Here is a 15,223-nt window from a genome sequence, read left to right as displayed (position 1 = left end):
CCCTCGCCTGCCGGACATCCTCGTTCCAGTATTCCGCACGTCGACTTGGTTTAAGGAGGTACCCCCACCACCCACTTTGAAACCGCCACGGCCCCCGCCACGCCGGAAATGGGGCGTGTCGAGGGCCGTCCAGAGCCCAATGTGGGTGGTGGAGGGGCAGCCGGAGTCAGGCGCGGACAGCCATGCCCGGATCCAGCTGTTCAATACCCTCAGCAGTCACCAGCACCACCCGTGCCGTGCAGATGTCGTAGAACAAGCCGGTTGCCTGAACCTGCCCCGACACCAACGCCGGACCGGTGACGGGGTGGTCCTCCAGCTTCCGGAGCTGCAGGGCAATGTTCACCATGCTCAGTTGGTCCAGCCGGCTGTACCCCTCGGCATCGGCTGCCCGGGCAACGGGATGGCCGGCGAGCAAGGCCGAGTAGCTGGGCCGTGCGTGCTCCAGCCATGAATCGAACCCGGCCCCCAGGGCAGGCGCAGAACCCTCAGTATCAGCAATGACGGCTTTCATGGCACCGCAGTTGGAATGCCCGCAAATGACAATCGAATCCACGGACAGCGCCTTGACCGCAAAGGACAATGCGGAATCGATGGAGGCGTCCCGGCCATCGCTGCACACCACGTTGCCGATGTTGCGGAGCGTGAGGAGGTCACCCGGCCCGCTGCTGGTGATCAGGTTCGGGTTGACCCGGGAGTCGACGCACGCCACGAACAAGGTGTCCGGATTCTGGCTTTCCGTCAGGTCCTGGACCAGTGGACGGACCTTGTCTGCGTGCCGGCGATGGTATTTGTCGATGCCCAGGAGGATGGACCGCAGTGGCGGCTGCCCGCCGTCGTCTGCTGTTGTTTTGTCAGCGGAAGGCAACCAGGACGTGCGCGGCGGCAAGGGGAATTCCCGCAGGTCCTGCCGCTGGGGAGTGTTGTCCTCGGCATCGGTGAAAGCAGTGGTTCCGTGCTCTTCAAGAACCACGGAGGCGCCGGTGTTGCGGTGCTGCTTCTGCCAGGCCACTAACGCTTCGCGGAAGGCGTGGTCAAGGTAGTCGGCGTTCAGTTCCACCACGGCGTCCTGGCCTTCGGGCACGGAGTGCAGGACGCGGTTGAGCCGGGGCAGCGCGAAGAAGCTGCACGATCCGGCGATGGTCACGCGCCACGGCAGGCCGGAACCTGCGGGTGCGTGCGCGTGGATCTGGGCCCGGAGAACCCGCCACAGCACGCACAAAGCGGCGAGCGCCAGGCCGATCATGACGCCTTCGAGCAGGTTCAGGACCACCACGCAAACCAGGGTGACGCTGTACACCAGGAGCTCACCCGTGCGCAGGCTCGTGCGGATGTCGGCTACCTTGACGAGCTTCGCGCCGATGACCAGCAGCAGGCCGGCCAGTACGGACAGCGGTATGAGCTGGATGAGCCCGGCGAACAGGGCAGAGAACACCAGGACCCAGACACCGTGCAGGATGGCGGATGAGCGGCTCTTGGCGCCGGCTTCAACATTGGTGGCGCTACGGACAATCACGCCGGTCACCGGGAGGCCACCGAGCATGCCCGAGACAACGTTGGCGGAGCCTTGGCCCACGAGCTCGCGGTTGAGGTTGGTGCGGGAACCGCCGTGCATTTTGTCGACGGCGACAGCTGACAGGAGCGATTCGATGCTCGCAATCAGGGCCACCGTAATGACGGCCATGGACGCCGCCCGCCAGTTGCCGTCCGGAAGGCTTGGAAGCGCGATGGCATCGAAGATGGAGCCGCTGAAACTGATCCGTTCAACATTTGGGGCCACGGTAACGGACAGGGCCGTGACGGCGACGACGGCGGCCAGCGGCCCGGGTACTTTTCGCACTGCCGCCGGAAGGAACTTCCACGCCATCAGGATGGCAACAACGGCAAGCCCCAGCAACGCCGAGTGAAGTTCCACGTTGGTGATGGCCGCTGGCAGTCCGGCCAGGTTCTCCAAGGCGGATCCTGCAGCCCGTCCGCCAAGCAGCACGTGGGCTTGCTGCAGGATGATGGTGATGCCGATACCCGCAAGCATCGCCTTGACCACCACGGGCGACACTGCCAGCGCGGCCCGGCCAATACGGCTGACACCCATGAGTAACTGCACGACGCCGGCACCGACCGTGATGGCGCAGGTCACCGCCCAGCCGAACTCGTCCACAAGACCGGCGACGACGACGGTCAGGCCCGCGGCGGGGCCGCTCACCTGCAGTGGGGAGCCGCCCAGGCTGCCGGCCACGATGCCACCGACGGCGGCGGCGATGAGCCCGGCCATGACAGGGGCTCCGGATGCGGCGGCGATGCCCAGCGACAGCGGGAGTGCCACGAGGAAGACTACGAGGGATGCCGGAAGGTCGGCACCGAGGTTGCTGAGGAAGCTTGGCTTGTGTGTTCCGTCGCCCGGGTTGTTGCCCGGCGGGCTGTGTGAGTCGGTGGGAACGGAAGCGGAATCGTTAGGTTGCGGCATGGGTGGTCCTTGGGCTTGGGAAATGAAGACCCTTCCAAGCTACGAAACTTGTCACTGTTAATGACAACAAGATGTGACAAGCGTGACAGAAGTTGTGAAGATGCGCTTCATGTTGGGACCCATGGGAACTTTTGCAGGGGTGGAGCGCGTTGGGGGCGGAACCTCCCGCCGTCGTTCTCCAACGCTCCGCGCCCATAACCTAAGGCGCCTTAGTTTAGGCTTGGCTTCATGAGTCAACCCGAAGCCAAGCCTGTACGCATCAGTTCCGAGCCCGTCCAATTGCAAGCGCTGGAACCCATGCTGGAACGGGTGCAGGGCGCGGTGGGCGACGTTCCAGCGTTGTTGGCATTGGCCAAGGAGATCGGTCATACGGCACCCAAGCCCGGCGAGGGCAGCACCGCCAAGCTCTGGGAGTTGCTCGCGTCAGTGACCGCAGCTGATGTCGCCGCCGGGAGGGTGCTTGAACCACACCTGGATGCCCTTGCCATACTGGAACAGGCTGACAGCCCCGCCACACCCGAGGGCGCTTGGGGAGTCTTCGCCGCCGAAGGCCCAGGTTTGAAGCTCGAGGCAAAGCGCGACGACGCCGGCAACTACGTCCTCAACGGGTCCAAACCCTGGTGCTCCCTCGCGGCCCAACTGGACGGCGCAGTGATCACCGCCCACACCGAGGACAACAGCCGGGCCGCCTTTGCCGTGGACTTGAACCACCCCGGGGTGTCCTGCGAAACACCGCAGTGGACCAGCCGCGGGCTGCAGGAAATCCCCAGCGGCACCGTTCACTTCAGCCAAGTCCCCGCCACCCCGGTGGGCGATGAGGGCTGGTACTTCAGCCGTCCCGGTTTCGCCTGGGGCGGCATGGGAGTTGCTGCGTGCTGGCTCGGCGGAGCGGTGGCCGTGGCGCGGGACTTCAGGACCTCACTGCTCAGGGGCGCGGACAACGGCAGGGAACCGGACCAGGTGGCCCTCGCCTCCCTGGGTGAGGTGGATCGGATCCTCACGTCCGCCACCGGCTACCTCGCCCAAGCCGCCGAGCGGATAGACACAGACGAGCCGGAGGACCCGGACGGCGGCACCAGCACGAACACCCCCAGCGCCTGGAGCGAAGCCCTGCGGGTCCGCGGGACTGTTGCGGCCGCCGTCGAGCGTGTCCAAACGATAGTGACGCAGAACCTCGGCCCGGCGCCGCTGGCGTTCAACGAGGCGTACGGCAAACGTATGGCGGACCTGTCGCTGTACATCAGGCAGCACCATGCCATGCGGGACGATGCCCAGCTGGGCGCACTGACGTTGAAAGGGGACTGCGGATGGTAGCTTTCACGCACGCTGATGTGGGCACACCCGAACAGGACTGGGCAGCTGCGGGCGTGGCCGCGCTTCCCGAATTGCCACTGGACACAGCCGAGCTGGCAGCCACGAAGTTCGTGGTGCTGGCTGCGCATCCGGACGACGAATCGCTCGGCGCCGGTGGACTTTTGGCTAAGCTGCAGGCCGCCGGGGCGGCAGTAGAAATCATCCTGTGCACCGCAGGCGAGGCCTCACACCCGGATTCGCCAACCACGACGCCGGAACAGCTTGCCGCTGTGAGGCTCGCTGAGTTCGGCACGGCGATGTCCGGGCTGGTACCGGGGGCGACGTGGCGGTATCTGGAACTCCCTGACGGAAAACTGGCTGCCTCTGCTGATCGGATCACCGCCGCGGTTGAGGAGAGCACCGCCGGGCATCCTCCCCAGAACGTCGTGATCGTGGCTCCTTACCGGGCCGACGGCCACACGGACCACGACACCCTGGGCACCGTTGCCGCCGACGTAGCAAGGCAGGGCAGCTACGGACTCTTGGAGTACCCCATTTGGTACTGGTTGTGGGCAGGAACCGAGGACACCACCTGGAGCCATTAGGTTCGTGTGCCCCTGAGCCCGGAAGAACAACACGCCAAAGCGAACGCGATGCGCGCCCATGCCTCGCAGATCGAACCTCTCTCAGCTCAGCCGGGCGACGAGACTCTCCTATCCGAAACGTTCCTGGAGCACTTCACCAGGCCGTGGGAAACGTTCGCCTGGCATCCGTCAACGGCGGGGAACAACAGTGCCGCGGACGCTGAACGGATCTTTGATGAGGTCCACACCCGGGAAACGGACCCGTGGAACTACACCACCAGCTGGTATGAACGCCGCAAGCGGGCCCTCACCATGGCAGCCCTGCCAAAAGAAAGCTACGAGTCCGGGCTGGAACTCGGCTGCTCCATTGGCACCCTCAGTGATGAGCTTGCCAAGCGTTGCCGGGACTTCCTGGGAGTGGATGCCAGCTCCGCGGCCCTGGCCCAGGCAGCTGAAAGGCTGGTCGGTATTCCGTCGGCAGAGGTAAAGCACCTCACCGTGCCCCAACAATGGCCCGAGGGCATGTTTGACCTGGTGGTGTTGTCCGAGACCGGCTACTACCTGTCTCCGGAGGAGTTGATGGAACTTCTGGCACGGATCCAAGACTCCACTCTGCCCGGCGGAACGCTGCTCCTATGTCATTGGCGGCACCCTATTTCCGGCTGGCAGCTCGACGCGGAGTCGGTCCACTCAATGGCCCGCAAGTACCTCGGCTGGCCCACGCACGGGCTCTACCAGGAGAAGGACTTCATGCTGGAGGTCTTGGTGGCCCCGGACAGTTCGGCATGACCGAAACACAACTGGCAGGCATCAGAAACGTGGCCATTGTGATGCCCGCCCACAACGAGGAACAACGCCTTGGCCGGGCGCTGACCGGGCTTCGTGCCGCCCTGGACGCTCTTGAACTGGAATACCCCAAGGTGGGCGCCTCCGTCACTGTGGTCCTTGATAGCTGCACGGACCGCTCCAAGGAGATCTGCACTGCCTTCAGGGCGGGCGATCCCCGCTTCCGCAATGTCACCGTGAAGCTGCGCAGCGCAGGGGCCAGCCGTGATTATGGCGTGCGGACTGCCATGGACGGCCTCCAACACCCCGGGGCTGAAACCAGCGCAGGGCCAGAAACCGTTTGGCTCGCCAACACCGATGCCGATTCCACAGTCCCCCGGCATTGGCTGGTGCGGCAGCTCGATCTTGCCAACAAAGGCGCCGACGCCGTCCTGGGCTCGGTGGAACCGGACCCTGCCGATGTGGACCCCGCAGTGCTGGGACGCTGGTTGGAGCTGCACCCGTTCCGCGAGGACCACTCCCATATTTACGGAGCCAATCTGGGCATCCGGGCTTCGGCCTACCTCGCGGCGGGCGGATTTCCTTTGATGCGCTCCCATGAGGATCGCGGCCTGGTGGAGCGTCTTCGCCGGCAGGGTTTTACGGTGACATCAACGGACAGCATCCGCGTGGTGACCTCGGGCAGGACCCACGCCCGGGCGCCGCAAGGTTTCGCAGCCTACCTCCGTTCATTGAGCGCTGGAGCTCCTGCCGCAACCGGCTAAGCTGCCAGCGCCCCTTCCACCGCAGCAATCGCGGCTGCCGTGATCGACTCCCGATCACCCGATCCGTCAATGGTCAGCAGGATTCCGCGGTGCGAATAGGCGGTCAGTACTGGCTGGGTTTCGTCCCGATACAATTCCAAACGCCGCTGGATGACCGATTCCGTGTCATCCGCCCGGCCCTGTTCCTTGGCTCGACGAAGCATGCGCGCCACCAACTCCCCGTCGGGGGCGGTCAGGGCCAGAACCGCTCCAAGCGCCCGGCCCTTGGCGGCCAGCATCTCATCCAGGGCACCAATCTGGATCACCGTCCGCGGATAACCGTCCAGGAGGAAACCGGCGTCCGCGTCATTGTCCTCAAGCCTTTGGCGCAGCATGTCCGTGGTGACATGGTCCGGCACAAATTCGCCGTGGTCCATGTACCCGCTCGCTTCGGCTCCGAGCTCGGTTTTGTCCCGGACGTGCCCGCGGAACAGGTCACCTGTGGAAATAGCGGGGATCGAGAAATGCCGTGCGAGGTACTCGGCCTGCGTGCCTTTGCCGACGCCTGGAGGTCCCATGATGATCAATCGCGCCATGTCACTGGTCCGTTTCGAAAGGCGGCCGGGGACTTAAACAATACGCCGACGACGACGGGAGGCACCCGTCGTCGTCGGCTTCTTTTTGCTTTTGGTTCAGTGCCTAGTTGGTGGCAAGCACGGTATCGATCTGCTCGATTGCCTCGCGCATTCCTTCTTCCATGCCCATCTCGGCCATCTTCTGCATCTGTTCCTCGGATTCGAAGCGGGAGGTGATGGTCATGCGCGTGCGGTTGTCCAGGGGTTCGAGCTTCACGGTGGCGTGGGTGATGCCCAGGTCATCTACGGGCTCGCCCTGTTCGTCGGCAAAACCGTCGTCGAATTCCAGGTGGTCCGGGGCGTTGATGGCCGTGAACTTCCACCAACCGCGGGCCTTGGTTCCGTCCGGGCCGGTCATGTAATAGGCAGCCTTGCCCCCGGCGGTGAACTCGTGGGTTTCAAAAGTGGCCGGCCAGGTAGGTGGTCCCCACCAGCGTTCCAACTGCCGGGGATCTTCCCAGATCCTCCAGACGCGCTTCACGTCGGCTTCGAACTCGGCCACGATGGTGAAGCTCAGGGCCTCAGCATCCTTGTTTACGCTGACAACAGTCATGGCAGATCCCTTTCATTATCTTCAGCGAGTATGTCCGCGATCCGGCTGGCCCGCTGCCGCCAGATCATTTCGAATTGGTCCAACAGGTGCCGGGCTTTTTGCAGTCCATCATGGTTTCCCCGCACAATCTGCTCCCTCCCACGTTTCTCCTTGGTCACCAGGGAGGCCCGTTCCAAGACCGCTACATGCTTTTGCACGGCCGCGAAACTCATGGTGTACAGCGCAGCCAATCCGGAGACCGAGTACTCCCCTGCCGTCACCCGGGCCACGATGTCCCTGCGAGTGGCGTCGGCCAAGGCTTGGAACAGGCGATCCAGTTCGTCTCCGGAGGGGCTTTTACTGAGCTGATCTACAACCATTTGGTTGTACGATACGCCCCCGCGGAAGTGGAGTCAAGGGTTTGAAGGGACCATCGCCCGGGCACCCCTTGCGGCTTCACCCATCCCGCGGGTAAGTTGTTGAAACGTCTCAAAGAAAGCGTTTTCCCAGACTCTTAGGTGGAATGACCATGACTCAGCACGCCCCGATTACGTGGATCGATGGCGAACCGCCCGCCGCACTCAGCGCCGGCACGACGTGGGGTATGCCGTTCCAACGCGGCACCGTGCAGGACGCAGGCGTCCTCCGGGTCCACGATTCCAGCGGCAGCCCCGTCAATGCCCAAACCTGGCCCCTGGCCACCTGGCCCGACGGGACCCTCAAATGGGCCGGCATCGCCATCGGGGCAACGAATCAGCCGGCGGACGCCTACAGCGTTACCCACCCGACCCCAACGCACGACGCCGGTCCGGCAGCCGCCGTCGAACGCCCGGGGTCTGAGCGCCCGGGGTCTGATCGCCCGAACGAGGTGACGGTCATCGAAGGTGACAAGACCATCACCGTATCCACGGGCACACTGGACATGGCCCTGCACAAGAGCGGCGACACCCTGTTCACCGAGCTTCGCCGGGATGGCAACGTGGTGGCGAAGGCCGGTCGCTTGGTGAGCCTGCTGCAGTCGGGCGCCACAGAAGAAACAGGCACCACCACCCGCACGGGCTTCACCGGCCACACCACCAGCGTCACCGTGGAGCAGGCCGGTCCTGTCCGCGCGGTGGTGAAGGTGGAGGGCCGGCACCGCGCCGATGACGGCGCCAAGGAATGGCTCCCCTTCACCGTCCGTTTCTACTTTTACGCAGGAGCCCGCAGCGTCAGGATGATGCACTCATTCATCTGGGACGGCGACGCTGAGCAGGATTTCCTGGCGGGCCTGGGCGTTGAGTTCACCGTGCCGCTCGAGAGCGAACTCCATGACCGGCACGTCCGGATTGCCGGTGCCGATGGCGGATTCCTGGTCGAGGCCGTGCGCGGATTGACTGGCCTGCGCCGGGATCCGGGAGAGGAAGTACGCACTGCACAGATCGCCGGACGGGCAACCCCGCCCCTGAATGAGTGGAGCCCGCTGGTTTCCGAACGACTCCACCTCATCCCGGGCTGGAACGATTACACCTTGACACAACTGACCGCCGACGGCTTTGAGCTGCGCAAACGGACCGCTCCCGGCCACGGCTGGGTGGGGATTTCGGGCGGCACCAGGGCGGCAGGCTTCTGCTCCCTGAGCGATGTCCGCGGTGGCTTCGGCGTTGGTATCCGGGACTTCTGGCAGTCGCATCCGGGACAGCTTGATATCCGCGGGGCAGCCACCGCGGAAGCAAAGATGACCGCATGGCTCTACTCCCCTGAGGCCCAGCCCATGGACCTCCGTTTCTTCCACGACGGCCTTGGCCAGGAAACGTTCGAGGACCAGCTTGAGGGCCTGGAAATCACCTATGAGGACTACGAACCCGGCTTCGGCAACCCCACCGGCATCGCCCGGACGCATGAGCTGACGCTCTTCGCCTACAACACCACCCCCGGCACCGAAAGCCTTGCCGCGGATGCCAAAGCTGCGTCCACTCCCCCACTGTTGCAGCCCTCCCCTGAGTACCTGCACGCGGCAGGCGTCTTCGGCGATTGGGCTCCGGTGGACCGCAGCACCCCCGCCAGGGCAGAGCTGGAAGACAAGCTGGACTTCCTGTTCGACTTCTACCAGGGCCAGACCGAGCAGCGCCGCTGGTACGGATTCTGGAACTACGGCGATGTCATGCACACCTACGACACGGACAGGCACGTGTGGCGCTACGACGTAGGCGGTTATGCCTGGGACAACTCCGAGCTCTCCCCCGATCTCTGGCTCTGGTACATGTACCTTCGGACGGGCCGGGCGGACGTCTTCCGCTATGCCGAGGCCATGACCCGCCACACGGGCGAGGTGGACGTCTACCACCTAGGGCCATGGCGCGGGCTGGGTTCACGGCACAACGTCCAGCACTGGGGTTGCAGTGCCAAGCAACTGCGCATCAGCACCCCGGCATACCGGCGCTTCTACTACTACCTGACCGCCGATGAACGCACCGGCGATCTCCTCACCGAACTGGTGGACAGCGACCAGAACTTCCTCGGCCTGGATCCCGTCCGCAAAGTCAGGCCCGACGCCGATACCTACCGACCGGACCGTGGCGCCTTGGGCGTGGGGCTGGGTACGGATTGGAGCTCCCTGGCCGCCACCTGGCTCACCGATTGGGAGCGTACCGGCAACCCGCGCTCACGGGATCGACTCCTGGGGACCATGGCTGACATCGGCGCGCTGAAGTACGGCTTCCTGACAGGCGAAGCGCTCTACGACCTGGATGCGGGAAGGTTCGACGCCGGCAGGGAAGCCATCAGCGTCTCGCACCTAAGTGCCGTGTTCGGTTTGGTGGAAATCTGCAGCGAACTGATCAGCCTGGTGCCGGACAAGGATTTCGAGGAAGCCTGGATGCAGTACTGCCGGCTGTTCCTGGCCACCCCGGAGGAGCAGATCGCGGAAGTAGGTCAACCCCTGGCCGGCATCTACCTCACCCAGGCGCACAGCCGGCTTACGGCCTATGCCGCAGCCCGGCTGGGATCGCCCGAACTGGCTGCTCTGGCGTGGGAGAGCTTTGCCGAGGGCGGGGAAAACCTCAACCACAGCGAGGCCTTCACGCTGAAGAAGATCCTGCCACCCTATGTACTCCACCCCGTCGATGAAGCACCCACTGTTTCCACGAATGACACCGCACAGTTTGGCCTCGCCGTCATCCAAAACCTGGCCCTGATCGGTGGTGGGCTGCCCGCCCAGGAGGTCCCGGCGTCGTAATTTCCGTACCTTCCCCACCTTCTTTGGCGCCGCCGCGGCCGAAAAGTAACCCAAAGGGGTTGTTTCTAGGTCCCGGTGAACCCAAAGAGGGTCAGGAAGAGACAGCCCTAAGAGCTTGAGCGCGGATGCATGATCCGCATCTGGTCCCAAGTCCGCTCCGAAGCGGCGATGTTCTGGTTGGAACGCTCGCGGTCCAGGGACGCAAGCTCGACGGCGATCGCCTGGACCGCGGCCACCGCACCTGTCAGGGACGGGAAGAAGCCGGCACCTTCAGTGGGCACCACAATCCTGTGCTCGGCGTGGACTGCCACGGGTGATCCGGCGCTGTCGGTGATGGAAACGATGGGCGTGCCCAGATTGTGGGCGATGTCCACGGCGCGGATGGTGCTGTCGTAGACCCGCCAGAGGCTGATGGCAATGACCAGGTCCTCTGCACCGAGCCGTGCAATGGCGTTGGTGAGGGCCGCGACATCGGCATCCAGGAGCCTGACGTTGTAGCCGGCGATGATCGCGTTGTGCTCCAGCGCTTTGCCGGGAATGGCGTAACTGCCCGCGGCCACAATGAAGGTTTGCCGGGCACCTGCGATTGCCTTGGCAATGTTGTGGAGGGTGTCCGCATCCAGGGTGCGCTCAAAATGGGCCAGGTTTGCCCTGTCCGTGGACACTGCAGCCTGTGCAGGACTACTCACGTGGCCGTTGTGCTCGGCCGCAACTTCCACCGCGCTCAGGGATGCCAGAAACCTGGACCGGAGCTCGAACTGAAAGTCCGCCCAGCCCTTGAATCCCAGTGTTTGCGCGGTTCTGGTGACCGTGGAGGCATTGGAAGCGGCTACCGCGGCAATGTCGCTGACCGAGCCGTAGGACGCGAGCCGGGGCTGGGACCTGAGAATGCCGATGACCTGCATCTGGCGCGCCGCGAGCTTCCGCCCTTGGACACGGCTGTCCAGCCACTCGGTCAATGTTGACGAGTCGAAATCTTCTTCCACCTATTGACCTACCTCACACTTTGGCCGTAACTTCAATACATCGCATCTGCACAGATCTGTGCATATTCCTAAAAATGTACAACTTGGCCCACTTTGGCAGGAATCCCCATGTCTCTCACAGCACGCCTGGATCGTCTGGCTCTCAGTCGACCACATTACAAGCTTCTTCTCATCGGAGGCCTCGGATACTCCTTCGACGGCATGGACGGCGCAGTGGTGGCCTTCCTGCTCCCACGCATCCAGGAATTGTGGGGGCTCAGCACCGCCAGCCTCGGCCTGGTGGGCTCAGCTGCCCCGCTGGGATTCTTCTTCGGAGCGATCCTGGCCGGCTGGATGGGCGACCGTTTCGGCCGCAAAAAGGTCATGCTGTGGGCTTTGGCCTTCTATTGCGTCATGTCGGTAGTTGCTGCCATGGCTCCCAACTTCGAGATCTTCCTGATTGCACGGGTCTTTGCAGGATTGGGCGCTGGCGCCGAGAGCGTGATTATTGCCCCGTTCCTGTCCGAGTTCATTCCACCCAAGCGCCGCGGCTGGTTCATCGGCACTTTGGCCGGGTTCTTCTCCTTCGGCTTCGTCGGCGCTGCGCTGATCGGCCGCTTCGTTGTCCCGCTCGGTGAGGACGGCTGGCGCTGGGCGCAGGTCATCACTGCCATTCCCATCCTTCTTCTCCTCTGGTGGCGGCGCAGCCTGCCGGAATCGCCGCGCTACCTGATCAGCCGCGGCCGTATTGCCGAGGCAACGGAAGTAGTGGACCGATTCGAGCAAAGCGTTGTCAAGGCCACCGGAAAGCCCTTGGACCCGTTGCCCGCAGCCGAGGAAGAGATCGCCACGCACCAACAGAAGATCAACATCTGGAACGCCCTGAAGTTCATGTGGTCCAAGGCCATGCGTCGCCGGACTGCTGTGATCTGGCTGATCTGGTTCGTGATCACCTTCTCCTACTACGGCTTCTTCTCCTGGATTCCCACCCTGTTGGTAGGCCGCGGAATCACCATCACCAAGAGCTTCGAGTTCTCCATCCTCATTTACCTGGCACAAATCCCCGGGTACTTCTCAGCTGCCTGGCTGTGTGACCGGATTGACCGCAAGAACACCATCGCTTTGTACCTGGCAGGATCGGCCATCAGCGCATTCTGGCTGAGCCAGTCCAACGATTCCGGCATGATCCTGATGGCCGCAGCAACGTTGTCCTTCTTCCTCAACGGCACCTACGCCGGCGTCTACGCCTACACTCCGGAGCTCTTCCCCACCTGGATGCGCGCCACCGGTGTTGGCCTGGCCAGCGCAGTGGGCCGCATCGGCAGCATCCTGGCCCCGTCCATCATCGGCATTTTCGCCGCTTCCCTCGGCTTCGGCGGAGTGTTCACCATGACCACCGTGGTGTTGACCATCGGCGTGCTTGGCGTGGTGATCTTCGGCGCCTCCACAGCGGGCAAGTCCTTGGAGGACATCAACGCCCGCACCGAGCACGATCCCGCAACGGCAGGTACCAAGTGAACACCACGGCCTCCGTTTTCGAGCGGACCTTCCACGCCATGCAACAGGATCCAGGAGTTGTCCTCTTCACCGTCCTGCAGTGGATTCCGCAACGATCCAGCCTCAAGCGGCTCTACACCAGCCACCCGGCAGAGTATCCAGTGGGCGGCGAGAAGACAGTGGAGATCTCTCCCGGCTGGCTGGGCACGGTCATTGAGGACAAGAAGCCTTTCCTGGCAGCGGACCTGGAAGCGCTCCGCAACGTCTTCTCCGACTCCGGGCTCATCCAGCAACTCGGCTGCGGCGCCGTCATCAACGTGCCGGTCCTCGACCAGCAGGAGAACGTCGTGGGCGTCCTCGCGCTCCTCGACGCCGAAGGCAAGTACACCCCCCGCAGTGTGGAAACCGCCGTCGACGTGGTTAACTCCAACCTTGCCCATCTTGTCCAAGCCTTTGAAGCCCATCCCACAGAAATCCCACAAGTCCCCGAAGCCCCCGCGAAGGACACCGTCTAAATGAGCACCGCCCCAGAAAGCACTGCCCTGATCATCCGCAACGCCAGCGTCCTGGACGTTGCAGCCGGCACCTACTCAACTGCCGACGTCGTGAGCGTTGACGGAAAGATCAGCAGCGTCGGACCCCATGCCGAGGCACCCTCCGGTGCCCGGGTCATTGATGGCACCGGCAAGTTCGTGATCCCCGGCCTGATCGATGCCCACGTCCATGTGGTGGCCTCCAGTGCCGACTTCAGATCACTGACCTACACGCCACCGTCCTATGTCTACGCCCAGACCGCCAAGATTATGGGTGCGATGCTGCGCCGTGGCTTCACCACGGTCCGGGACCTGTCCGGAGCGGACTTCGGACTGGCCATGGCCCAGGAGGAAGGGCTGCTGGAGGGGCCCAAAATCCACTTCTGCGGCCACGCCCTGAGCCAGACCGGCGGCCACGGAGACATGCGGCTGCCCGGCGAAGACCACGATCCCAACGGCCGCGGATGCTGCGGCATTGGCAGGGTTGCAGATGGTGTGGATGCTGTCCGCGCCGCTGCCCGGGACGAGATCCGCAAGGGTGCCCACCACATCAAGATCATGGCGTCCGGCGGCGTCTCCTCCCCCACCGACCGTATCGATTCCACCCAATACTCCATGGAAGAGATGCGGGCCGCGGTGGAAGAAGCGCAGGCAGCCAACCGCTACGTCGCAGCGCATGCCTACACGGCAAAGGCCATCAACCGTGCCCTGGAAGCCGGTGTCCGCTCGATCGAACACGGCAACCTCCTGGATGACCAAAGCCTCAACCTGTTCCTGGAAATGGACGCCTTCCTGGTCCCCACCCTGGTCACGTATTGGGCGCTGAAGGAAGAGGGCAAGGAATTCGGGCTCACCGAGGAGATGTGGGCCAAGGTGGATTCCGTGCTCACCAGCGGGCTTGAAGCGATCGAACGCGCCCATGAGGCCGGCGTCAAAATGGCCTTCGGCTCAGACCTCCTGGGCGGGATGCACCGCCACCAGAACGAGCAATTCAGGCTGCTGGGCAAGGTCCAGCCGGCGATCGACGCCATCCGTTCGGCAACCACGACGGCGGCAGAGCTGCTGGAGCGGGTAGGGGAAATCGGTGTGATTGCACCGGGAGCCGATGCCGACATGCTGGTCCTGGACGCCGATCCGGTGGAGGACATCTCCGTGCTGGCCGATATCTCCGAACACTTGGAGTTCCTTGTCCAGAATGGCCGGGTCATCGACTGATTCCTGCCCGTCCAGGCCTGTATTAACCCTCCAAAGAGCTCAATAATGTAAGTATGCTGATCAATACAGAGCCAAGGAGGGCAGCATGACCACGAAAGTAAACAAGACAATCATGGTCAACGTTCCGATCAGTACGGCCTACCGGCAGTGGACGCAGTTCGAAGAATTTCCCCGCTTCATGGGTGGGGTGGAACGCGTGACACGCCTCGGCGATGACCGCCTGGAATGGGTGGCCGAAATCGCGGGTGTCCATCGCCGGTGGGAAGCCAAGATCGTTCAACAGGATCTGGACAGGGCCGTGGCTTGGGCCGCAGTGGAAGGGGCCAAGAATGCCGGCTGGGTCGAATTCAAGGAAGCCGGCCCCAGCCAGACATCCCTGCACCTGTCGCTGGAGTACGAACCGCACGGCGTCCTGGAATTCCTAGGGGACAAACTGCATGTTGTCGAAAGGCAGGCTGAGTCTGATTTGAAAAAGTTCAAAGAGTACATCGAGAAGCAGGCACCGGAGACGGGAACGCGCGCCGCTGGGGACGCTTCCACCTCGGCGGGAGCAGCCACCACCACGCCGATCGTTGATCCCGTCACCCACCCGTTCGACCAGACCAATGGACTGGTGGATCTGGGCGGCGACTCAGACGAAACCGCGGACAGCGATACCCGCAGTGCGGCTGAGCGGAAGGACAACGAAGGCCCCGGGCTGGGTTTCATTCCGCCCCAAAGTGGTGGCCTGCCGGGCCAGCGCTGACGGCAAAGAGCAACGCG

12 protein-coding genes and 1 pseudogene are annotated in these 15,223 nt (G+C 63.6%); 8 read left to right on the top strand and 5 right to left on the bottom strand.

Annotated features, from left to right (window positions below; all coding sequences use genetic code 11):
• Positions 1–166: 166 nt before the first annotated feature.
• Positions 167–2,461 carry a SulP family inorganic anion transporter gene (locus M1D51_RS03910; RefSeq protein WP_458108611.1) on the bottom strand — a complete coding sequence of 765 codons (2,295 nt, stop codon included), beginning with the start codon at positions 2,459–2,461 and terminating at the stop codon, positions 167–169.
• A 228-nt stretch (positions 2,462–2,689) separates the two neighbouring features.
• Between M1D51_RS03910 and M1D51_RS03905 the strand changes: the two genes are divergently transcribed.
• From M1D51_RS03905 to M1D51_RS03895, 3 genes and pseudogenes are all read left to right on the top strand, one after another.
• Positions 2,690–3,775, top strand: a complete 1,086-nt coding sequence (locus M1D51_RS03905; RefSeq protein WP_458108610.1) for an acyl-CoA dehydrogenase family protein — start codon at positions 2,690–2,692, stop codon at positions 3,773–3,775.
• Positions 3,769–5,127: pseudogene (locus M1D51_RS03900) on the top strand (PIG-L family deacetylase). The gene M1D51_RS03905 and the pseudogene M1D51_RS03900 overlap by 7 nt, the downstream one beginning before the upstream one ends.
• Entirely contained in the window at positions 5,124–5,888 is a 765-nt protein-coding gene (locus M1D51_RS03895) for a glycosyltransferase (protein WP_458108609.1), read from the top strand. The pseudogene M1D51_RS03900 and the gene M1D51_RS03895 overlap by 4 nt, the downstream one beginning before the upstream one ends.
• On the opposite strand, the gene M1D51_RS03890 is transcribed toward M1D51_RS03895, so the two are convergent.
• The 3 genes from M1D51_RS03890 to M1D51_RS03880 all read right to left on the bottom strand — a co-directional run bounded on the left by M1D51_RS03890 (position 5,885) and on the right by M1D51_RS03880 (position 7,414).
• On the bottom strand, positions 5,885–6,463 hold the full coding sequence (locus M1D51_RS03890) for an adenylate kinase (protein ID WP_458108608.1): 579 nt from the start codon (positions 6,461–6,463) through the stop codon (positions 5,885–5,887). The two genes, M1D51_RS03895 and M1D51_RS03890, sit on opposite strands and share 4 nt — an antisense overlap.
• 103 nt (positions 6,464–6,566) lie before the next feature.
• Positions 6,567–7,055 (bottom strand): SRPBCC family protein, encoded by a 489-nt coding sequence (locus M1D51_RS03885; protein ID WP_172322389.1) that lies wholly within the window; start codon positions 7,053–7,055, stop codon positions 6,567–6,569.
• The gene (locus tag M1D51_RS03880) at positions 7,052–7,414 is read right to left on the bottom strand and encodes an ArsR/SmtB family transcription factor (RefSeq protein WP_458108607.1); all 363 of its coding nucleotides are present in this window, start codon (positions 7,412–7,414) and stop codon (positions 7,052–7,054) included. The genes M1D51_RS03885 and M1D51_RS03880 overlap by 4 nt, the downstream gene beginning before the upstream one ends.
• 149 nt (positions 7,415–7,563) lie before the next feature.
• Between M1D51_RS03880 and M1D51_RS03875 the strand changes: the two genes are divergently transcribed.
• Positions 7,564–10,251: an exo-rhamnogalacturonan lyase family protein gene (locus M1D51_RS03875; protein ID WP_458108606.1), complete on the top strand. Its 2,688-nt coding sequence runs from the start codon at positions 7,564–7,566 to the stop codon at positions 10,249–10,251.
• Between the two features lie 107 nt (positions 10,252–10,358).
• On the opposite strand, the gene M1D51_RS03870 is transcribed toward M1D51_RS03875, so the two are convergent.
• Complete coding sequence (locus M1D51_RS03870) at positions 10,359–11,237, bottom strand: MurR/RpiR family transcriptional regulator (protein WP_172322386.1); 879 nt, start codon at positions 11,235–11,237, stop codon at positions 10,359–10,361.
• Positions 11,238–11,345: 108 nt separating this feature from the next.
• Here M1D51_RS03870 and M1D51_RS03865 point away from each other — a divergent pair, with 108 nt between their 5' ends.
• The 4 genes from M1D51_RS03865 (at position 11,346) to M1D51_RS03850 (ending at position 15,206) form a co-directional block, all read left to right on the top strand.
• Entirely contained in the window at positions 11,346–12,734 is a 1,389-nt protein-coding gene (locus M1D51_RS03865) for an MFS transporter (protein ID WP_172322385.1), read from the top strand.
• Positions 12,731–13,228, top strand: a complete 498-nt coding sequence (locus M1D51_RS03860; RefSeq protein WP_458108605.1) for a GAF domain-containing protein — start codon at positions 12,731–12,733, stop codon at positions 13,226–13,228. Before M1D51_RS03865 ends, M1D51_RS03860 begins: the two co-directional genes overlap by 4 nt.
• A complete protein-coding gene (locus tag M1D51_RS03855; protein ID WP_458108604.1) occupies positions 13,229–14,461 on the top strand; it encodes an amidohydrolase family protein in 1,233 nt (410 codons plus the stop codon). It abuts the gene before it with no gap.
• An 85-nt stretch (positions 14,462–14,546) separates the two neighbouring features.
• The gene (locus M1D51_RS03850; protein WP_458108603.1) at positions 14,547–15,206 is read left to right on the top strand and encodes an SRPBCC family protein; all 660 of its coding nucleotides are present in this window, start codon (positions 14,547–14,549) and stop codon (positions 15,204–15,206) included.
• Positions 15,207–15,223 lie beyond the last annotated feature (17 nt).

This window comes from Arthrobacter sp. R3-55 (genome assembly GCF_054161505.1).
This window is presented reverse-complemented; position numbering and strand designations above follow the sequence as displayed.